General features: G+C 34.4%; 17 protein-coding genes. 15 read left to right on the forward strand and 2 right to left on the reverse strand.

Annotation, left to right across the window (positions count from 1 at the left end):
• The first annotated feature begins 172 nt into the window (after positions 1-172).
• From J2W48_RS11730 to J2W48_RS11765, 8 genes are all read left to right on the forward strand, one after another.
• Complete coding sequence (locus J2W48_RS11730) at positions 173-1,633, forward strand: glycosyltransferase family 2 protein (protein WP_310281501.1); 1,461 nt, start codon at positions 173-175, stop codon at positions 1,631-1,633.
• Positions 1,634-1,773: 140 nt separating this feature from the next.
• Positions 1,774-2,175, forward strand: coding sequence for a GNAT family N-acetyltransferase (locus tag J2W48_RS11735; RefSeq protein ID WP_310281503.1), 402 nt, complete (start codon positions 1,774-1,776; stop codon positions 2,173-2,175).
• A gap of 110 nt (positions 2,176-2,285) precedes the next feature.
• Positions 2,286-4,547, forward strand: coding sequence for an acyl-CoA dehydrogenase family protein (locus tag J2W48_RS11740; protein ID WP_310281505.1), 2,262 nt, complete (start codon positions 2,286-2,288; stop codon positions 4,545-4,547).
• Between the two features lie 57 nt (positions 4,548-4,604).
• Positions 4,605-6,248 (forward strand): DUF6377 domain-containing protein, encoded by a 1,644-nt coding sequence (locus J2W48_RS11745; RefSeq protein ID WP_310281507.1) that lies wholly within the window; start codon positions 4,605-4,607, stop codon positions 6,246-6,248.
• A gap of 213 nt (positions 6,249-6,461) precedes the next feature.
• Positions 6,462-8,678, forward strand: a complete 2,217-nt coding sequence (locus tag J2W48_RS11750; protein ID WP_310281509.1) for a glycoside hydrolase family 3 C-terminal domain-containing protein — start codon at positions 6,462-6,464, stop codon at positions 8,676-8,678.
• Between the two features lie 78 nt (positions 8,679-8,756).
• Positions 8,757-9,407, forward strand: coding sequence for a DUF1349 domain-containing protein (locus J2W48_RS11755; protein WP_310281512.1), 651 nt, complete (start codon positions 8,757-8,759; stop codon positions 9,405-9,407).
• Positions 9,408-9,535: 128 nt separating this feature from the next.
• A complete protein-coding gene (locus J2W48_RS11760) occupies positions 9,536-10,681 on the forward strand; it encodes an acyltransferase family protein (protein WP_310281513.1) in 1,146 nt (381 codons plus the stop codon).
• Between the two features lie 233 nt (positions 10,682-10,914).
• Positions 10,915-11,415, forward strand: coding sequence for a hypothetical protein (locus J2W48_RS11765; protein WP_310281515.1), 501 nt, complete (start codon positions 10,915-10,917; stop codon positions 11,413-11,415).
• Positions 11,416-11,551: 136 nt separating this feature from the next.
• Here the strand turns inward: J2W48_RS11765 and J2W48_RS11770 are convergent, their stop codons facing one another.
• Positions 11,552-12,658, reverse strand: coding sequence for an NADH:flavin oxidoreductase (locus J2W48_RS11770; protein ID WP_310281516.1), 1,107 nt, complete (start codon positions 12,656-12,658; stop codon positions 11,552-11,554).
• 6 nt (positions 12,659-12,664) lie between these two features.
• Entirely contained in the window at positions 12,665-12,967 is a 303-nt protein-coding gene (locus tag J2W48_RS11775) for an ArsR/SmtB family transcription factor (RefSeq protein ID WP_310281518.1), read from the reverse strand.
• A 514-nt stretch (positions 12,968-13,481) separates the two neighbouring features.
• Here J2W48_RS11775 and J2W48_RS11780 point away from each other — a divergent pair.
• From J2W48_RS11780 to J2W48_RS11810, 7 genes are all read left to right on the forward strand, one after another.
• Positions 13,482-14,927, forward strand: coding sequence for an MFS transporter (locus J2W48_RS11780; protein WP_310281520.1), 1,446 nt, complete (start codon positions 13,482-13,484; stop codon positions 14,925-14,927).
• Positions 14,928-15,219: 292 nt separating this feature from the next.
• A complete protein-coding gene (gene kduI, locus J2W48_RS11785) occupies positions 15,220-16,059 on the forward strand; it encodes a 5-dehydro-4-deoxy-D-glucuronate isomerase (RefSeq protein WP_310281522.1) in 840 nt (279 codons plus the stop codon).
• A 5-nt stretch (positions 16,060-16,064) separates the two neighbouring features.
• On the forward strand, positions 16,065-16,853 hold the full coding sequence (locus J2W48_RS11790) for a gluconate 5-dehydrogenase (RefSeq protein WP_310281524.1): 789 nt from the start codon (positions 16,065-16,067) through the stop codon (positions 16,851-16,853).
• Positions 16,854-16,873: 20 nt separating this feature from the next.
• Complete coding sequence (uxaC, locus tag J2W48_RS11795) at positions 16,874-18,280, forward strand: glucuronate isomerase (RefSeq protein ID WP_310281525.1); 1,407 nt, start codon at positions 16,874-16,876, stop codon at positions 18,278-18,280.
• Positions 18,281-18,293: 13 nt separating this feature from the next.
• Positions 18,294-19,316: a sugar kinase gene (locus tag J2W48_RS11800; RefSeq protein ID WP_310281527.1), complete on the forward strand. Its 1,023-nt coding sequence runs from the start codon at positions 18,294-18,296 to the stop codon at positions 19,314-19,316.
• 8 nt (positions 19,317-19,324) lie between these two features.
• Positions 19,325-19,996 carry a bifunctional 4-hydroxy-2-oxoglutarate aldolase/2-dehydro-3-deoxy-phosphogluconate aldolase gene (locus J2W48_RS11805; RefSeq protein ID WP_310281529.1) on the forward strand — a complete coding sequence of 224 codons (672 nt, stop codon included), beginning with the start codon at positions 19,325-19,327 and terminating at the stop codon, positions 19,994-19,996.
• A 217-nt stretch (positions 19,997-20,213) separates the two neighbouring features.
• Positions 20,214-21,656, forward strand: a complete 1,443-nt coding sequence (locus J2W48_RS11810) for a tagaturonate reductase (RefSeq protein WP_310281531.1) — start codon at positions 20,214-20,216, stop codon at positions 21,654-21,656.

Here is a 21,656-nt window from a genome sequence, read left to right on the forward strand (position 1 = left end):
ATCCTAATTCGTTTATTATCAATTCAAAATTGGAATGGCACAAGCCTTGCTAACCTAGATTTATATTAATTCTCTTATCGGTTTTAATATTTATTCTTTTAAAAAGATAAATAATTAAGGAGGGAATTAGAAATATAAGCCATTTAGATAGAAATCAATAATACGACCCAAAATGAAAAGTGAAACAATTACTTCGAAGCAATTTTATTCTTCAAGCCTTAACGAAACATATAACGAACATTCTATAAATAGTTCTATTTTTAATTTTCACAGTAAATCATCAAAAATACAGAGTGAAAGATCTTCAGGTCCATTAGGTATTGCAGTGCATATAGGTACTTTTATATTAATGATTACAGGTGCTTTTTTTGTCTATGAATTTCAGCCTGACTTTGATCAGTTTCATATTGACAGGATAAATTCTACATGGGGTTTTCCCTTTTTAATTATGACTGTTTTATTATTCTTTTTTCAAACAGGTGTTTTTCTATATAATTTATACCTGTACTTTCGTTACAAGCCTATCGAATCTGTTTCAGATGAGTTGTTACCAACTTGTACTATAATTGTTCCTGCATATAATGAAGGCAAGCTGGTTTGGGATACCTTATTGAGTCTGGCAGACAGCGATTTTCCGGAGCAAAAAATGCAGATACTGGCCATTGACGATGGAAGCAAGGACGATACATGGTATTGGATGCAACAGGCTAAATTAAAATTAGGAGATCGTTTAACTATTTTTCAGCAGCCTGAAAACAAAGGAAAACGTCATGCACTTCATCGCGGATTCGAACTTGGAACAGGTGAGATTTTTGTAACGGTTGATAGTGATTCAATTGTAAAAAAAGATACTCTAAGAAATTTAGTAAGTCCATTTGTTGTTGATGAAAAATGTGGCGCTGTTGCCGGAAATGTTCATGTTTTAAACAATAAAAAAGCGCTGCTTCCAAAAATGTTAAATGTAAGTTTTGTAATGAGTTTTGAATTTGTTCGTTCTGCAGAGAGTATGTTAGGATCTGTATTGTGTACACCAGGAGCAGCAGCAGCTTATCGAAAAACGGCTGTATTTGGTTGTCTTGACGAATGGATTAACCAAACCTTTATGGGCGAACCTTCGGATATTGGTGAAGACAGGGCAATGACCAATATGATACTAAAACAGGGATTTCGTGTTTTGTTTCAAAAAAACGCAGTAGTATTAACGAGCGTGCCGGAAGAGTATACCGGTTTGTATAAAATGTTTATCAGATGGGGCAGAAGCAATGTTCGTGAGAATATCATGATGGCAAAATATGTTTTCAAGGACTTTAGAAAAGAATCTAAATTTGGAGCAAGGCTTTTATTTGTGAATCAGACGCTAAGGATTGTTATGACTTTTCCGTTTCTGCTATTTATGTTGTTTCTTATACTTACACATCCATTACTATTTTTAAGTTCAACACTTTTAGGAATATTGATAATATCCAGTTTCCCAGTTATATTTTATGCAAAAAGATATAGTTTATCTGAGGCTTTCTGGGCTTATTCCTATAGTATTTTGTATACTTTTGGTTTATTCTGGATTGCGCCCTACGCAATTGTTACAGCGAATAAAAGAGGCTGGCTGACCCGTGGATTATCTGAAATTAAATAGGTAATCCTATCAAATAAATAAAAAATTGAAGTAATTTAGAACCGTCTGATCATAATGATTAGACGGTTTTTTTATTGGTCACATGTCTGGTTTACAACTATGTACTTTAGTGCATTTTGCTTTAGTTTAAATTTACAATGATGATAAAATCAATCAATGCATCGGACACCTGGGAAATAAGGCACAAAGTAATGTGGCCGGATCAGCCTTTCGAATTTGTCCAATTGAAAGAGGACGAATTTGGGCTGCATTTTGGTGCTTTTATAGAAGATAAGTTGGTTTCAATAATTTCCTGTTTCATTGTGGATGATGAATTGCAGTTCAGAAAACTGGCAACTTTACAAGATTATCAAGGTCGTGGAATAGCTTCTGAACTTCTATACTATATTTTTGAATTGGCCCGAAAAAAGGATTTAAAAAGAATCTGGTGCAATGCCAGAAGCAACAAAAAATCTTTTTATGAAAAGTTGGGTATGAAAGATACTTTTCAAACCTTCAGTAAATTAAATCAGGAGTTTACCATAATGGAGATTTGGTTTTGACTTTTTCTCTTTTTAAAAATGTGAAAAAAATCCTAATTGAAGATATTTTATAGAACAGGTCAATTAATTATAGTAATTTAACCACAGACAAATTAATAATTTAATTTACTATGGAGAATTCAAAAATTAAAGCTTTTATACCATTTTTATATGTTGTTTGGTCGGATGATCTTTTAAATCAAAAAGAAGTTACGACTTTAAAAGAATTCATCGTTTCGCAGAACTGGCTTACTTCCGAAGAGCAAAAAATCCTTCTTTCAAAAATAGATATTGCAAATCCACCCTCCCGACAAGAATTGACTGGCTGGAAATCCGAAATTGAGAAAACAATCCAAAGTAAAACTTCTATTACTTCAATTTTTGAAATCGCTTTACTGCTTTCAGATAACGATGCAAATATTACAGCACTTGAATTACCGCTCGTAAAACTCGAAAATGATCTTGGAATTTTAGGAGAAGAAGTGATTACTACTTTTAAAACTATAGGAAATTCACTCACGGCTACAACTAAAACTACCGATAATTTTGACATTCAAAAATTAACTGAAATTTTGGATGGGGAACAGGCCGCCATTATTAAAAAAGTAAAATCGGTTATCACAAGACCAGATTTTGCTTATGAAACTTTTACAGATATAAATGTTTATAGGCAAAAAGTGTATGAATGGTGTAAAATCCTGGCTGATGAAGATTTAGGCAACATGGCTTATCCAAAGCAATATGGCGGAGGCGAAAACATTGCCGATTATTTTGCGATTATGGAAACACTGAGTTATCACGATTTGAGCCTGGTAATAAAATTTGGTGTGCAATTTGGGCTTTGGGGAATGAGCGTTCAGTCTTTGGGAACTGAAAAACATTATGAAAAATATTTAAAAGATATTGGATCGTTAAAAATACCAGGCTGTTTTGCCATGACCGAAACACATCATGGTTCTAACGTAAAAGGATTGGAAACAACAGCTACTTACAATCATAAGGATAAGACTTTTACAATTCATACCCCTCATGAGAAAGCGCAAAAAGAATATATTGGAAATGCAGCCGTTCACGGACAAATGGCAACCGTTTTTGCGAAATTAATTATTGATGGTCATGATTATGGTGTTAATGCCTTTATTGTGTCTTTAAGGGATACAAACGGAAATACGCTTAACGGAATCACGATTGGTGACTGTGGGCATAAAATGGGACTGAATGGCGTAGATAACGGCACTATTAGTTTTGATAATGTGGTAATTCCGAAAGAAAATATGCTTGACAGATTTGCATCGGTAAATGAAAACGGAGAATTTGAAAGCCCGATTCCAAGCGATAACAGACGTTTTTTTACGATGTTAGGCACTTTGGTTGGAGGGCGAATCGGAATCCCGCGTTCAGCTTTGGCAGCTGCCAAATCAGGGCTTACGATTGCCATCAGATATAGTGACAAACGCCGACAATTTGGACCTGAAGGAGGCTCTGAAGTCCCAATTTTAAATTACAGGATGCACCAACGCCGATTACTTCCGCATTTGGCAAAAACCTATGCAGTACATTTTGGTCTGCAATATCTTACCAGCCGTTTTTTGAACAGGACCGAAGCAGAAATGCAGGAAATTGAAGCACTGGCAGCCGGAATGAAATCGTATTCAACATGGAGTACAAGGGATATTTTGCAGGAATGCCGTGAAGCTTGCGGAGGAAAAGGGTATTTGTCTGAAAACCGAATTGATGCCTTAAAAAATGATACGGAGATTTATACCACTTTTGAGGGAGATAATACTGTTTTGATGCAACTGGTAGCAAAGAACCGCTTGTCTGAATTCAGAAAAGCATTTGGTGAAATGGGCTCTTTTGGAATTATCAATTATGTATATGAAAATGCAAAACTGGCTATTGCCGAAAAAAATCCAATAGTAACCAGAAAAACGGATGATGAACATTTGCTGGACAGTCAGTTTCATATTCAGGCTTTTCAGCACAGGGAGAGAACAATTTTAGCATCGGCTGCAAAGCGTATCAAAAAATTAGTTGACAGCGGTCTGGAAGCGTATGATGCCTTTAATGTTGTACAACACCAAATGATTGATGTTGCCGAGGCATATCTGGAACGAGTTGTGCTGGAGCAATTTCAAATTACGATTGAAACTATTCAGGATGAACGTACTAAAGAGATATTGGTAAAATTGTATCAATTATATGCGCTTTCTCAAATAGAAAAAAATAAAGCCTGGTATTTGGAAGATGGTTATATGGAAGCTGTAAAAACCAAAGCAATTCGTAAAATGGTCAATCAGCTTTGCTGGGATATCAGACCTGATGCGGTTTCATTGGTAAATGCATTCGATATTCCTGAAAGCTGCCTGGCAGCACCAATTGCTGTTCAGTAATTAAAATTTATAAGGTCACTTTGTCATATTTGTCTGTCTCAATTTATCTTTACCAGCTTGAAAAATTATTTTCTGTTCCTTCTAACTGTTTTGTTTTGCTTTCCTGTTTATTCATTGGATAATACGGATACAATTCTGACAAGGTTAAATGATGCCATTAAAAATAAACAGCATTATGTTCATTTAAAAGAAGAGCGTATTTTAAATTTTAAAAAACTAAAACCGGAAGATTTATCAAAAGAGCAGGAATACAATTACAATAAAACGTTATATGCAGAATATCAAAAGTTTAATTCCGATTCGGCAATTTTATATGTAAAGAAAAACCTTAAAATCGCAGAGGGCCTTCATAAAAAAAATTTGCTCAATTTGGCACAGTTGCAATTAGCGAACCTTTATTCTTCATCAGGAAAGTATCGTGAATCTGAAGCCATTTTAAAAAGTATCAGGAAAAAAGAACTTCATAAATCATTACTGCCTAATTATTATATTGCATATCGCGAATTTTTCGAGCATTATAATGCAAATAGCTATAGTAAACATTATATCGGGCAAATTGGAAAATACCGTGATTCTTTATTAGGTGTTTTAAAACCTAATTCTTTAGATTATAAAATCAATCAAATCCAGAAAAATATTTATCATAAAGAATTTGCTGGTGCAGAAAAGGAACTATTGAGTTTATTGAAAGTTACAAAAGATGATAATCCGCAATACGCGATGATTACTTATCTTTTAGGCAATATTTCAAAAAATACACATCAGACAGATTCAGTCAAAAAATATTATGCCCTTTCAGCTATTTCAGATATTAAACAAGCCATAAAAGATAATGCCTCGCTACAGGAACTGGCATTGGTTTTTTATGAGATGGGAGATGTTGATATGGCATATAAACTCACACAATCAGCCATAGAAGATGCATTGTATTGCAATGTACAATTTCGAACACTTCTCATGTCTCAGGTGTATTCAATTATCAATACGGCTTATCTAGAACGTGAAGCCCAGAGAAAAAGTGAGCTTAAGTTTTATCTTTTGTGCATAAGCCTGCTTTCGGCTTTTTTGATTGTAGCCATAATTTATGTTTACAAACAAATGAAAAAAGTGTCCAGAATTCGTGGAGAACTTTATGAAACCAGTCAAAAATTAGCCGAATTGAACAAAGATATTACCGAAGCAAATAACCAGCTTCAGGAACGTAATGCACAGCTGTCAGAATCCAATCATATCAAAGAAGAATATATTGCACATTTTTTTAGTTTGTGTTCAGCTTACATCAATAAATTAGAGAACTACCGTGTTATCCTAAATAAAAAAGCAACTGCCAAACAGTTCGATGAGATTTTCAGAATGTTGAAATCGACTACTCTGGTTGATAATGAACTGGAAGAATTGTATAAGAATTTCGACATTATATTTTTAAGCTTATATCCCACTTTCGTAAAAGACTTCAATGCTTTGCTCATTAAAGAGGAGCAAATTATATTAAAACAAGGGGAATTACTCAATACAGAACTCCGTATTTTTGCATTAATCAGGCTCGGGATAACGGATAGTGTAAAAATTGCGGCTTTTCTTCGCTACTCATTAAGCACTATTTATAATTATCGCACAAGAGCCCGAAATAAAGCTGTTGTTTCCCGAAATGATTTTGAAGAAATGGTCATGAAAATTGGTTTATTATCCTTGAAAGCTTAACTCTTTTTTTTAAAACCACTACTTTTTTTTAGGATTTAATTTTGTTAAACTATTGTAAATAAACATCTTACTTTTTTATTTTACTACTTTTTTTCGTTCAGAAATCGTAAGCGAACTATAACGTTTTAGTTTTACAATTATTAATTGGTGCTTTTTATTATATCTGCATACGCACCTAATTATAAAATTAAAAGCTTTAATAAATTAATAGTTATGTTTAAAAACTTGAAAACAGTAGTTGTTTTAGTTGTATTGAGTTCATTCGGTTTGAATGCACAAAATAAGGTTCCGGTTTATCTGGATGATAACAAAACAATCAATGAGCGTGTAGAAGATGCACTTTCTAAAATGACAATCGATGAAAAAATTGCCATGATTCATGCGCAGTCTAAATTCAGTTCGCCAGGAGTACCGCGTTTAGGAATTCCCGAAAACTGGATGACAGACGGACCTCACGGAATACGTACCGAAGTTCTATGGGACGAATGGGATCAGGCAGGCTGGACAAATGATTCCTGTATTGCATTTCCGGCTTTGACGGCTTTATCTGCAACATGGAATAAGGAATTAGCTTCATTATATGGAAAATCATTAGGAGAAGAAGCGCGTTACCGTAATAAAAATGTATTATTAGGGCCCGGAGTCAATATTTACAGAACGCCATTAAACGGTCGTAACTTCGAATATATGGGAGAAGATCCTTTTCTTGCGTCAGAACTGGTAGTTCCTTATATCAAAGGTGTTCAGTCAAATGGGGTAGCGGCCTGCGTAAAACATTTCGCCCTAAACAATCAGGAAACCAATCGTAATGCCGTAAACGTAATTGTAGATGATCGTGCTTTATACGAAATCTATTTACCTGCCTTTAAAGCAGCTGTTCAGGAAGGTGATGCTTGGGCAATTATGGGATCTTACAATAAATATAAAGGACAGCATTGCTGCCATAATGAGTTTTTACTGAATGATATTCTTCGTGGTGAGTGGGGTTTTAAAGGAGTTGTAATCTCAGATTGGGGAGGTGTTCATGATACGAAACAAGCTATTCATAATGGATTGGATATGGAATTTGGTTCCTGGACAAACGGACTTTCTTGGGGAACCAGCAATGCTTATGATAACTATTATTTGGCAAAACCATATTCCGCTATGATTGCGAAAGGTGAAATTGGAACTAAAGAATTAGATGAAAAAGTACGTCGTATTTTGCGTTTGTCTTTCTTAACCAATATGGATAAAAATAGACCTTTTGGATCTTTTGGTACAGAAGAACACGCTAAGGCAGGTTTAAAAATTGCTGAAGAAGGAATCGTACTGCTGCAGAACAATAACAATATTCTGCCAATCAACCTTTCTAAAACCAAGAGAATTGCTGTTATTGGAGAGAACGCCATTAAAATGATGACTGTTGGCGGGGGAAGTTCTTCATTAAAAGCAAGATATGAAATTACACCTCTTGAAGGGCTGAAGAAAAGAGTAGGGAATCAGGCTGAAATTATATATGCCCGAGGTTATGTGGGAGATCCCACCAGTAATTATAACGGAGTAGTGGCAAAAGTGAGTTTAGAAGACAAACGTTCTGCTGCTGAATTATCTGCTGAAGCCTTAAAAGTTGCTAAAGATGCTGATGTGGTTCTTTTTATTGGAGGATTAAACAAAAGTGATCATCAGGACGCAGAAGGAAACGACCGTAAAGAATTAGAACTTCCGTACAATCAGGATAAATTAATAGCTGAATTGGTTAAGGTAAATAAAAATGTGGTTTTTATAAATATATCCGGAAATGCTGTGGCGATGCCATGGGTAAAAGAGGTTCCAGGAATTGTACAGGGATGGTTTTTAGGAACAGAAGCCGGAACTGCTTTGGCGAATGTTTTGGTTGGGGATGTTAATCCGTCAGGAAAACTGACTTTTACTTTCCCGGTAAAATTAAATGATAATGGAGCACATGCTTTAGGAGAATTTCCTGGCGGAGATGAGGTTACCTATAAAGAAAGCATTTTTGTTGGATACCGTTGGGCAGACAAACAAAAAGCAAAACCATTATTCTCTTTTGGTCACGGTTTAAGTTATACGACTTTTGAATACGGAAAAGTGACTGCTGATAAAAAACAAATGTCAGTAGGAGATCAGATTACGTTTTCTGTAAAAGTAAAAAATACTGGAAGCCGTGAGGGATCAGAGATAATTCAGCTTTATGTTAGTGATTTGAAATCTTCATTGCCACGTCCGATAAAAGAATTAAAAGGGTTTGAGAAAATTTCGCTTAAAGCAGGAGAAGAAAAAATTGTAACATTTACAATTGATAAAACGGCACTAAGCTTTTTTGATGATAAAAAGCACGAATGGGTTGCTGAGCCGGGAGCTTTTGAAGCCACAATTGGAGCATCTTCTACAGATATAAAGTCTAAAGTGAGTTTTTCGCTTAAATAAATTTTGTTAGTTAAATTGGTTGTGAGTTAAGCTGCAATGATGAAAAGTTGCAGCTTTGTTTTTAAAAGAATAAGTAATATGAAAAAAATTGCACTTAGTATTATAGTTTTATTTTTAGTGAAAAACCTTTCAGCACAAAGCCTGAATAAAATGCAATGGTTTAATGAACCTGAAAAATGGGAAATTAAAAACAATGCCTTAATTATGAATGTTACAGCAAATAGTGATTATTGGCGTATTTCGCATTACGGATTTACCGTCGATGATGCGCCTTTTTATTATGCGACTTATGGCGGAGAATTTGAAGCCAAAGTAAAGTTGACAGGAAATTATATTGCACGTTTTGATCAAATGGGCTTGATGATTCGCGTTGATGAAAAAAACTACATAAAAACCGGAGTTGAATTTGTGGACGGGAAATTTAATATCAGTACTGTTGTAACACATGATAAAAGCGATTGGAGTGTCACAACTCTTGAAAAAGCACCACCATTTGTCTGGATGAAAGTAGTAAGACGATTAGATGTAATTGAAGTTTTTTACTCCTTTGATGATAAAAATTATATTCTAGCCCGAAATGCACCTTTGCAGGATAATGTGCCAGTTATGGTTGGCCTGATGGCTGCATCTCCGGACGGGAAAGGATTTGAAGCCAAATTCGAGAATTTCAAAGTAACGCATTTGCCGGATCAGCGCAGATTGGAATGGCTTAAGAATCATCAGGAATAATTTAATTAGATAATTGTTTAGCTTTGCTTAAAGCTTTGCGAACTTTTCAAAAATTTTCATTGCAATCTTTGCGTAAACCTTGCAATCTTTGCGGTTAAATAATTTCAACCAAAAAACTAACCATTTTTATGAGTTCAACTTCTATTGAAATTCAACCAAAAAAACATTACGAAATTTTAGACGGTTTGCGTGGAGTTGCGGCGATATTAGTCGTTGCTTTTCATGTTTTTGAAGCTTTTTCAGGAGGGAATCGGTTTGTACAGATCATCAATCACGGTTATCTGGCCGTAGATTTCTTTTTCCTTTTATCCGGATTTGTAGTGGCTTATGCATATGATGATCGCTGGGTTAAAATGTCGCAATGGGAATTTTACAAACGACGTTTGATCCGTTTGCAACCTATGGTAATTATGGGAATGATTATCGGAGCCATTTTCTATTACTTCCAGGCTTCGGGTATTTTGTTTCCGATGATTGCCGGAATGGAAGTGTGGAAAGTAATTCTAACCATGATTATTGGTTTCACGTTGCTCCCAATTCCGCCCTCAATGGAAATTAGGGGATGGGGCGAAATGCATCCGCTTAACGGCCCGGCATGGTCTCTTTTCTTCGAATATATCGCTAATATTCTCTACGCGTTATTTTTTAGAAAATTCTCAAATAAACTCCTTGGATTCTTTGTTTTGATATTTGCCATAATGTTGATCAATTACACCGTTTTTGGACCAAAAGGCGATGTTATTGGAGGCTGGTCATTAAACCTTGAGCAGATGAATGTTGGTTTTACGCGTTTGTTATATCCTTTTTTTGCCGGAATTTTGCTTTCTCGTTTAGGAAAACTAATTCATGTAAAAGGTGCTTTCTGGATTTGTAGTTTAATGATTTCGGCAGTACTGATTATACCAAGAATTGGAGACGAAAATAGTATTTGGATGAACGGTTTATATGAATCATTTTGTATTATTCTGATGTTTCCTTTAATAGTGTCAATCGGTGCAGGAGGAGAAATAATGAATTCATTTTCACTAAAAATATGTAAATTTTTAGGTAACATTTCTTATCCGCTTTATATCACACATTATCCCCTGATTTATTGGTACACCGCCTGGGTTGTAGATAACAAAGTTTCTCTGGCAGATGGATATGGAGTTGGAATCGGAGTTTTAATTGTCAGTATTGTAATGGCTTATTTGTGTTTGAAATTGTACGATGAACCGGTTAGAAACTGGCTTCAGAATAAATTTCAAAAGAGAAAAACGATTGTTACGGAATAAACAATGTCGAATTTCTAATTTTGTTAGTTGTAGTTATTCAAATAGAAGGATGAAACGATTGTGTTTCATCCTTTTTCTCTTTAATAATTATTAAGTAGAGACGCACAGCAGCGCATCTGGACCCAGTATATTGACAAAAATGCAAACGTTTAAGAAAATATAAAATAGAAGTAATTTAATTCATACATTATCATTAAATATTTTAAATTTATGAACTATAAAAATGATAAATAATGTCAGAAATAGACAGAACCCATAATATGCCAATATATCAAAAGGCGGAACAAATTTTTAGGTTAACAGAAGGATTGATTTATATAATTCCTGTCGAAAATGAATTTTTGCAAGAAACTACCGTTCGTTTTATGTTAGAAAACGCAATGATTATTCCTGTAAAAATTGCTGGAGCAGAAGGTACAGATTTATATGATCTTCGAATGGAAAATGCGGCTATAATTCGAAAAGCTGCCAGAGAATTATATGTTCAGGCTGGGAGTTTACGTTATGAAGAAGGCATTACAGATAAAGATTATATTGAATTATTGCGCAATACAATTGAGGAATTTCGCTTATTATTTATTGATTGGGTAGCAAGTTTTGACGTGTGGAATTATATTAAAGACAGTTGGGGATTATTTAATCCACCGGGTGTAAATGCACATGATAAAGATCCTGATGAAGATATTCCTTTTGATCCAAACGATTTTTTTGAATCAGATGAAGATGATGATTAAATAAAAAAGGGATGAAAATGTTTTTATATGTTTTCATCCCTTTTTGTCTATTTTCTTTATTAATATCCATTGTGTAGATGCACTGCTGTGCGTCTCTACAATTAGGCATGTCTACAATTTTATCCGATTTCGATTTTTATTCTAAAACCAATTCTGCCAAAGCTTCTTTACTGAAACCTTTTAATTGATCTGTTTTACCAGCCTTGATTTTTGCCACCCAGTTCGGATCAGATAAAAGAGGTCTTCCAACCGCTACCAAATCAAAATCACCTCTGTCGAAACGTCTGTTCAGCTCTTCTAAAGAAGTGGGTTGAGAACTTTCTCCGGCAAAAGCGCCAAAGAAATCTCCGGAAAGCCCAACTGAACCAACTGTAATAGTTGGAGCTCCTGTCACTTTTTTAGCCCATCCTGCAAAATTCAAATCAGAATCTTCAAATTCAGGTTCCCAGAAACGACGTTGTGAACAATGTAAAATATCAACTCCGGCATCGACAATAGGAGTAAGCCATGCTTCTAATTCCTGTGGGTTTTTTGCCAGCTTATAATTGTAATCAGAAGGTTTAAATTGAGAGAATCTCATGATAACAGCGAAATCTTCACCTACTTGTTTTCTGATTTCTTTTACTACCTCAATAGCAAAGCGATTACGTTCCGGTAATGTTTTTCCACCATAAATATCAGTACGTAAATTAGTTTCAGCTCTAAAGAACTGATCAATTAAATAGCCGTGTGCGCCGTGAATTTCAATCGTGTCAAAACCTAATCTTTTAGCATCAGCAGCAGCTTGACCAAAAGCAATAATAGTGTCTTCGATATCTTTTTCAGACATTGCAACCCCATTTCTGAAATCAGGTCTGTTTAATCCCGATGGTCCTTCAAAAGGAACTGGAGGAATCCATCCTGAATGGTGGTTGTCCATAATTCCCATATGCCAGATTTGTGGCCCCATAGAACCTCCTGCAACGTGAACTTTATCGATCACTTTTTTCCATCCTTTTAGAGATTCACTTCCATAAAAGTGAGGTACATTGGCATCATTTGATGATGAGGGTCTGTCGATAACAGTTCCTTCGGATAATAGTAATCCAACTTCACCTTCAGCTCTTTTTTGGTAGTAATGGGCTACTTCATCAGTTGGAATTCCGTTTGGAGAAAATGAGCGCGTCATTGGCGCCATTACGATTCGGTTTTTTAGATTTAACGTTTTTAAGTTAAATGGCGAAAACAGGTTGTTTGTACTCATAGTAATTTACAAATTAGATTGAATTAATTTACTGAGTGCTTCAAAGGCACTTTCGTTGCGTTTGTAGTATGTCCATTGTCCCACACGTTTGGCTTCAATAAATCCCGCACGCTGTAAAATAGACAGGTATTCTGAAACTGTAGATTGTGTTAAGCCAGCCTTTGCCTGAATTTGCCCCACACATACTCCGTGTTCAAATCCTGCATGTTGGAGTTGTTCTGGAAAGTTGAGTTCGGGTTCTTTCAGCCATTCCAGCATTTGTAATCTGGATTTATTGGAGAGTGCCTTAAAAAGTTCTATATGTTCCATATTGCAAATATATCGACTTTTCCCGATATGCCAATCTGTCTTCAAAAAATATATAATAATATTTAGATAATATTGATTTATGGTCAATAAGTGTAGTGTTTAAATAATTGTTTATAACATTAATTACATTCATAATTTTTCGACATGAATTTGTTAGAATTTTTTATATTGATAAAACTATTATTATAGTTTTTATATGTTTGCTATTCAGTTCTTTATTGTAAGCTTTAATTACTGAGTATTTAACAGGGATATTATCTTTTGTGTAATTTTATACAAGTATTTTTACAATATGCTTTAATTTAATCAGTTAAAATATTTTTTTAAATAATTTATTTGGAATATAAAGATTTAAATCTATATTTGTGCAATCGATTACATTTTTGAATTTTACGTTTAATTTTAGTTCATGTGATTATTCAGTTAAAAGTAAACTTTAAATTTACCAGCTTTTAAAAGCTATCTTCGTTCTAAAATTATTAAACGGTTTTACAAGCCAAACAAACTATCTACTATGAATCAAACCAAAAAATCTACTGGAAATTATCGTTGGAGTATATGTGCACTACTTTTTTTTGCAACTACTATTAATTATTTAGACAGACAAGTACTTTCTTTAACATGGAGCGATTTTATTGCCCCTGAATTCCATTGGACTAATAATGATTATGGAAATATTACAGCATTATTTTCTATTTTTTATGCAGTTTCATTATTGTTTGCAGGAAGATTTGTAGATTGGTTAGATACTAAAAAAGGATTTCTCTGGGCTATAGGGATATGGTCGATAGGTGCATGTTTACATGCGTTTTGTGGTATTGCGACTTCAGGAATAATAACTGGAGAATGGTTTGTTGGTTTTGAGGGAGCTAAAGAAGCAATTCGTACTGTAAATGATACAGGTATGGTAATTAACGTTAGTGTTACCTTGTTTATATTTGCTCGTTTTGTTTTGGCAGTTGGTGAGGCCGGAAATTTTCCTGCCGCTATTAAAACCACAGCAGAATATTTTCCTAAAAAAGACAGGGCTTTCTCTACAAGTATATTTAATGCAGGTGCTACTGTTGGTGCATTGGCTGCCCCAATATCAATTCCTTTTATCGCTAAATCTTTTGGTTGGGAAATGGCATTTATTATTATTGGTGCATTAGGTTTTGTCTGGATGGGATTTTGGGTGTTTATGTATGATAAGCCTGAAAAACACCCAAAAGTTAGTGCTGCTGAATTAGAATACATTCAACAAGATGATATTGCAGATAGTAAATTAGTAGGATATGTACCTGAAACGACTACAAAAGTTTCTCTTTTAGATTGTTTTAAATATAAGCAAACCTGGGCTTTTGCCTTTGGTAAATTTATGACGGACGGTGTTTGGTGGTTCTTCTTATTCTGGACTCCAGCTTATTTAAGTTCGGTTTACGGAATGGATTCTACTGAAGCAGCTTTGCCGTTATTTGTATTGTATATGATTACGCTTCTTTCTATTATAGGCGGATGGCTGCCAACTTATTTTGTTGAAAAGAAAGGAATGAACCCATATGAAGGACGAATGAGAGCTATGTTAATTTTTGCATTTTTCCCGTTATTGGCATTAATTGCACAGCCTTTGGGATATATTAGCTATTGGCTGCCTGTAATTATAATTGGTATTTCAGGTGCGGCACATCAATCCTGGTCAGCCAATATCTTTACTACAGTTGGAGATATGTTTCCCAAAAAAGCAATTGCAACTATTACAGGTATAGGAGGCTTGGCCGGAGGTATTGGTTCTACTTTGATAAATAAAGGTTCGGGTTTATTATTTGATTATAGTAAAGATACCAATATGTCCTTTATGGGTTTTCAGGGAATTGAAGCCGGATATTTTATTATTTTTTCAATTTGTGCTGTATGTTATTTAACTGGCTGGATCGTTATGAAATCTCTGGTTCCTAAATATGCCCCAATTACTGATCTTTAGCATTAAAAATTATTGAGTTATACGCTTAAGTAATTTTATATTTTGTTAATAATCAATAATTTATGCTTTTAAGGATTATAATTAGAGCTAATCTCTAAAAAAGTTTTGCTTTTTAAATTCATAATTTAAACATAAGTGTTTGATTACCAAATAATAACTAAGTGTATAACTCAAAAAAAATTAAATAAAAAAGTGTAAGTGTGAAAAGAACACAAATAATTTTTAATTTCGCCTATGAAAAGTAAATATAAAAATATAATTTTGTGCAATCGATTACATTAAAATAAAAATTATGACAAAATATAGTTCCAGATACGCATCGAGCCCAGAAGCTGTGAAAAAATATGATACTCAGGAATTGAGAAATGAGTTTCTGATTGATGATTTGATGCAGGAAGATGAAGTAGTACTGGTTTATTCTCATTATGACAGATACATTACCGGTTCTGCAGTTCCTGTAAAAAGTGACTTGACATTAGAAACAATTGATCCGCTTAAAGCACCTTACTTTTTAGAGCGAAGAGAATTAGGTGTTATTAATGTTGGTGGTAGCGGTTCTGTGGTTGTTGAAGGAACAGTATATGAATTAGGATTTAAAGATGCTTTGTATATCGGAAGTGGTAATAAAGAAGTTGTTTTTAAAAGCAATGATAAAAATAATCCTGCGAAATTTTACTTAAATTCTGCTCCTGCACACACTACATACCCAACTGTAAAAGTAGGTCTGGCAGAAGCAAATAAATTAGAATTAGGAACTATGGAAACGGCAAATCACCGTACCGTAAATCAAATGATTATTGGAAGCGTGGTTACTACTTGTCAGTTACAAATGGGTATGACAGAGTTAAGACCGGGAAGCGTTTGGAACACAATGCCTGCGCATGTTCACGATCGCAGAATGGAAGTTTATTTTTACTTGGATATTCCGGAAAATCAGGCAGTTTGTCATTTTATGGGACAACCACAGGAAACAAGGCATATCTGGATGAACAATCACCAGGCAGTTATTTCTCCGCCTTGGTCTATTCACTCTGGTTCAGGAACCAGTAATTATACTTTTATCTGGGGAATGGCTGGTGAAAATTTGGATTACGGTGATATGGATGTTTGTAAAATCACTGAATTAAGATAAGAATTATGACAAACTTATTTGATATAAAAGGAAAAATTGCCCTAATCACAGGAAGTACCCACGGATTGGGAATGGCAATGGCAAAAGGTTTAGGACAAGCAGGAGCGACAATTGTTATAAACGGAAATTCTTCTCAGCAAAAAATTGATGATGCTGTTAATGAACTTCAAAGTGAAGGCATTAAAGCAGTTGGTTATAAATTTAATGTAACTAATGAACAAGAAGTTATCGATGCAGTCAAAAAAATTGAAAGTGAGGTTGGATCAATTGATGTTCTGATTAACAATGCCGGAATCATCAAAAGAATTCCATTAATAGAAATGGAAGTTGCCGATTTCAAAGAAGTTATTGATATCGATTTGGTAAGTCCTTTTATTGTTTCCAAGCATGTTGCTAAAGGAATGATTGAAAGAAGACAAGGGAAAATAATCAATATTTGTTCAATGATGAGCGAATTAGGCCGCAGTACAGTAGGTGCTTATGCTGCTGCTAAAGGTGGCTTGAAAATGCTGACCAAAAACATGGCTACGGAATGGGCTAAATACAATGTTCAGATCAACGGAATTGGCCCTGGTTATTTTGCAACAGAACAAACAAAACCTATCAGGGTTGACGGACATCCGTTTAACGATTTTATCATAAGCAGAACTCCTGCTGCTAAATGGGGAGATCCAGGTGACCTGGCCGGTGCAGCAATATTTTTATCTTCCAAAGCAAGTGATTTTGTCAACGGTCATATTTTGTATGTTGACGGAGGAATTCTTGCAACAATTGGTAAACCATCAAACGAATAATTTTCTATTATATTTAAATCATGAGCTCTAATAAAACATTCATAAACGATAATTTTTTACTTGAAAATAAATTCGCGGAAGAATTATATCACAATTACTCTAAAAACCAACCTATAATTGATTATCATAATCACTTAAATCCTCAGTTTATTACCGAAGATAAAATTTTCGACAATATTACACAGGTTTGGATAAACGGTGATCATTACAAATGGCGCGCCATGCGTACATTGGGGGTTAATGAACAATTTATTACAGGAAATGGTTCAGATAAGGATAAATTCTTAAACTGGGCAAAAACGGTTCCGTATACAATGCGTAATCCTTTATACCACTGGACACACTTAGAATTGGCACGCTATTTTGATATTCATGAATTATTGAATGAAAAAACGGCTGAGAAAATATATATCGAGACTTCTGAAAAAATAAATTCAGAGGCTTATAGTACCCGAAATTTGCTTAAAAAAGTAAATGCTGAATTGGTTTGTACTACTGAGGATCCAATTGATACTTTGGAGTTTCATCAAAAATTGTCAAAAAATCCTTTTGAAACTAAGATGAGCACTGCCTTCAGACCTGATAAAGCAATCTTAATTTCAAATGATGGGTATAATGATTACATTAATACATTAGGAAATGTTGCCGGAACAGCAATTAATACCTATGCTGATTTATGTGATGCATTGAAAAAAAGGATTCAGTTTTTTAATGAAAATGGCTGTAAATTAAGTGATCATGGTTTGGATCAGATTTATTTTGAAAATTTTACAGAATCTGAAGTAAATTCAATTTTCAAAAAGAAAAGAGAAAATCAAACTATTACTTCTGAAGAAGCATTAAAATTTCAAAGTGCAATTTTATTGTTTCTTTGTGAATCTTATCATGAGTTGGGCTGGGTACAACAATTTCACTTAGGAGCTTTGCGTAACAATAATGCCCGTATGCATAGAATTTTAGGGCCTGATACAGGTTGGGATTCTATTGGGGATTATCCACAGGCTCAAAAATTATCTTCTTTCTTAAATGCATTGGACAGTAAAGATAAATTGACAAAAACAATCATTTATAACTTAAATCCGGCTGATAACGAAGTGATGGCTACGATGATTGGAAACTTTAATGACGGAAGCGTTAGAGGAAAAGTACAATTTGGTTCCGGTTGGTGGTTTTTAGACCAGAAAGATGGAATGACCAAACAACTGAATGCACTTTCAAACATGGGATTAATTAGTTGTTTCGTAGGAATGTTAACTGATTCAAGAAGTTTCCTTTCGTTTCCAAGGCACGAGTATTTCCGTAGAATCCTTTGTAATCTTTTAGGAGATGAAATTCAAAGAGGTGAACTTCCTGCTGACATGGAATGGATCGGTAAAATGGTATCTGATATCAGTTATAATAATGCCAAAGAGTATTTCAAATTTTAATTAAATATTGATAATGAGTAAAGTAGTTGCATTCGGCGAAATAATGTTGCGTTTTTCGACAGAAAGACATTTGCGATTTTCTCAGGCTAAAGCATTTACAGCGTCTTACGGCGGAGGTGAATTTAATGTTTGTGCTTCTTTGGCTAATTATGGTATTGATGCCGAATTTGTAACCAGATTACCTGAGAATGAAATTGGTGCTTGCGCAGTACAGGAAATGCGTAAAATGAATGTTGAAGCTAAAAATATTGTTTACGGCGGAGAACGTTTAGGAACTTATTATTTAGAAACAGGAGCAGGAACCAGAGGGAGCAACGTTGTATATGATCGGGCACATAGTTCGATGGCAACGATTCAAAAAGGAGATATTGATTGGAAAAAAATATTAGAAGGAGCTACTTGGTTTCACTTTAGTGGAATTACAGCAGCAATTTCTCAAAGTGCAGCAGAAGCTTGTCTGGAAGCAGTTCAGGTTGCATACGAATTAGGACTGACTATTTCATGTGATTTAAATTACAGATCAAAATTATGGCAATATGGTAAAACTCCAAGTGAGGTGATGCCGGAATTATTAAAATATAGTCATGTTATTTTAGGAGATATTGACACAGCCTATTTTATGTTGGGAATCCCTAAAGTAAATCCTGATTATCAGGATGAAAAATCATTACCGGCATTATATTCTAAATTGTATGAGTTTTGCCCGGATTTAAAAACGGTAGCGACAACATTACGTTATTCAGTAAGTGCTTCTCACCAAAGGATAGGTGGTATTTTGTTTGACGGAAAATCTGTTTACAATGCGGCGGTACAAGAAGTAACTCCTGTAATTGACAGAGTAGGAAGCGGAGATGCCTTTATGGGTGGACTAATTTATGGTTTGCTTGAATATTCAGGTAATAACCAAAAGGCATTAGATTTTGCAGTTGCAGCATGTTGTTTAAAGCACACAATTGCCGGAGATTATAATTTAGTTACATTACAAGAAGTTGAAAATATGGCAGGAGGAAATTCTGCCGGATTAGTATCAAGATAAATATAAGTATGGCAAAGTATTCAAGAATTGAAGTAGTTCAGACGATGAAAGATAATGGAATGGTTCCGTTGTTTTTTCATTCAGATATTGAAATCAGTAAAAAAGTATTAAAAGCCTGCTACGATGGTGGATCCAGATTAATGGAATTCACTAGTAGAGGAGATTTTGCTTTTGAGGTTTTTGGAGCATTAAATAAATATGCACTGGCTGAATTGCCGGGAATGATGTTGGGTGTAGGTTCAATAACAGATGCTGCAGCAGCTTCATTGTATATGCAGCTTGGTGCTAATTTTATTGTAACACCTGTTTTTAGGGAAGATATTGCGATTGCTTGTAATCGTCGTAAAGTTTTATGGTCACCTGGTTGCGGTACACTTACAGAAATAGCCAGAGCAGAAGAATTAGGCTGCGAAATCGTAAAATTATTTCCAGCTGATATTTATGGACCAGAGTTTATCAAAGCAATAAAAGGACCTTGTCCCTGGACAAATATTATGCCTACTGGCGGTGTTTATCCAACAGTAGAAAGCTTGTCTTCCTGGTTGAATGCAGGTGCCGCCTGTGTTGGTCTTGGTTCACAATTAATTTCGAAAGAATTATTAGATAATCAGGATTTTGAAGGTTTGAAAAATAAAATAAGTGATGTTTTAAACATCATAAAAGAGATTAGAAATAAATAAGGAATAATCAATTTTTAATTCCTTATTTCAAGGCAGTTTTTTTAGATTTTAAAGGTTGTAATTGAACATTACACTTCAAAATAAATCTTGTCACTCCTCACAGCAAGCTTTATTTTACTCTTAAGTGTAATGTTTCTTTTACAATAATGAAGATCCATTTTAATAAAAACGGATAAGGTATTGAAGTGGGTTATTTATAACACATTAAGAAAATATAATGAAAAAATTAAATAGAGTAAATACAGGATTAGAAAAATTACAACCAATTAAAGTAATTCAGTTTGGTGAAGGTAATTTTTTAAGGGCTTTTATAGATCATGCTTTTCAGGAACTGAACGATACAGTAGATTTCAATGCAGGAATTGCAGTTGTGCAACCAATTGAAAACGGAATGGTAAACATGTTGAACGATCAGGACGGATTGTACACTTTGTTTATGAAAGGATTGTCTAAAGGGCAGGAAGTTCAGGAAAAGAAATTGATTACTAATCTTGTATCAGGAATCAATCCTTATACTAACTTCAGTGATTATTTGGCTTTAGCTAAAGAATCAGCATTAGAATTCATCATTTCAAATACAACAGAGTCCGGTATTGCTTATGTAAGCACGGATACACCTGATATGCAGCCACCAAGTTCTTATCCTGCAAAATTAACTGTTCTTTTACATGAAAGATTCAAGCATTTCAACGGAGATAAATCTAAGGGTTTGGCGATCATTCCATGTGAATTGATTAATTATAATGCTGATACTTTAAAAGAAATTATCCTTAAATACAGTAACGACTGGAATTTAGGGGCTGATTTTGTAACCTGGATTAACGAAAGCAATACTTTCCATAATACGTTAGTGGATAGAATTGTACCTGGATACCCAAGAGCTGAAATTGACGAATACAACAAACAATTAGATTATTCAGATAATTTAATTGTTTCTGCTGAAACTTTCTTCCTTTGGGTAATTGAAGGCGGAGAAGATTTGAAAGCAAAATTACCATTCCACAAAACAAATTTGGATGTGAAAATCGTTGCTGATATGCAGCCTTACAGAACCAGAAAAGTAAGAATCCTGAATGGTGCCCATACTGCAATGGTTCCTTTTTCATTAATGTTCGGAAACGAGACTGTAAAAGAAACAGTAGATGGGGATTTTACAGGTTCATTTATCAACAAAGCTATTTTTGACGAGATTAATGAAACTATTGATATGGATAAAAAAGAACTGGATCTTTTTGCTGAAGATGTTCTGGATCGTTTTAGAAATCCATTTATCAAACATAATCTTTCCAGTATTGCTTTGAATTCTATTTCAAAATTTAAAGTAAGAGTATTACCAAGTATTTTAGTTTATATCGAAAAATTTGACAAAGTACCTACTAACTTAACTTTTGCATTTGCTGCTTTAATTCGTTTCTACAAAGGAACCTGGAACGGAGCCACTTTGCCAGTTGATGACAGCAAAGATATTACCGATGCTTTTGAGGCTATATGGTCAAACGATACTGTAACTGTAGTAAAACAAACACTAGGAAACACTGAATTCTGGGGTGAAGATTTAACAAAAATTAAAGGTTTATCAGAGGCTTTAGTAGTAGCTTTGAACGAAATTGAAGAAAGCGGTATTGAAAAAGGTTTCGCAAATTTCGGTAAACAATATTAA

Source organism: Flavobacterium piscis (genome assembly GCF_031457575.1).
GTDB classification, from domain to species: Bacteria; Bacteroidota; Bacteroidia; order Flavobacteriales; family Flavobacteriaceae; genus Flavobacterium; species Flavobacterium piscis_A.

Coding starts and splice junctions, on each gene's coding strand:
- J2W48_RS11740 (WP_310281505.1), top strand. CDS start 2,286: ATGGAGAATTCAAAAATTAAAGCTTTTATACCATTTTTATATGTTGTT.
- J2W48_RS11760 (WP_310281513.1), top strand. CDS start 9,536: ATGAGTTCAACTTCTATTGAAATTCAACCAAAAAAACATTACGAAATT.
- J2W48_RS11750 (WP_310281509.1), top strand. CDS start 6,462: ATGTTTAAAAACTTGAAAACAGTAGTTGTTTTAGTTGTATTGAGTTCA.
- J2W48_RS11735 (WP_310281503.1), top strand. CDS start 1,774: ATGATAAAATCAATCAATGCATCGGACACCTGGGAAATAAGGCACAAA.
- J2W48_RS11805 (WP_310281529.1), top strand. CDS start 19,325: ATGGCAAAGTATTCAAGAATTGAAGTAGTTCAGACGATGAAAGATAAT.
- kduI (WP_310281522.1), top strand. CDS start 15,220: ATGACAAAATATAGTTCCAGATACGCATCGAGCCCAGAAGCTGTGAAA.
- J2W48_RS11775 (WP_310281518.1), bottom strand. CDS start 12,967: ATGGAACATATAGAACTTTTTAAGGCACTCTCCAATAAATCCAGATTA.
- J2W48_RS11730 (WP_310281501.1), top strand. CDS start 173: ATGAAAAGTGAAACAATTACTTCGAAGCAATTTTATTCTTCAAGCCTT.
- J2W48_RS11800 (WP_310281527.1), top strand. CDS start 18,294: ATGAGTAAAGTAGTTGCATTCGGCGAAATAATGTTGCGTTTTTCGACA.
- J2W48_RS11765 (WP_310281515.1), top strand. CDS start 10,915: ATGTCAGAAATAGACAGAACCCATAATATGCCAATATATCAAAAGGCG.
- J2W48_RS11790 (WP_310281524.1), top strand. CDS start 16,065: ATGACAAACTTATTTGATATAAAAGGAAAAATTGCCCTAATCACAGGA.
- J2W48_RS11755 (WP_310281512.1), top strand. CDS start 8,757: ATGAAAAAAATTGCACTTAGTATTATAGTTTTATTTTTAGTGAAAAAC.
- J2W48_RS11780 (WP_310281520.1), top strand. CDS start 13,482: ATGAATCAAACCAAAAAATCTACTGGAAATTATCGTTGGAGTATATGT.
- J2W48_RS11810 (WP_310281531.1), top strand. CDS start 20,214: ATGAAAAAATTAAATAGAGTAAATACAGGATTAGAAAAATTACAACCA.
- uxaC (WP_310281525.1), top strand. CDS start 16,874: ATGAGCTCTAATAAAACATTCATAAACGATAATTTTTTACTTGAAAAT.
- J2W48_RS11770 (WP_310281516.1), bottom strand. CDS start 12,658: ATGAGTACAAACAACCTGTTTTCGCCATTTAACTTAAAAACGTTAAAT.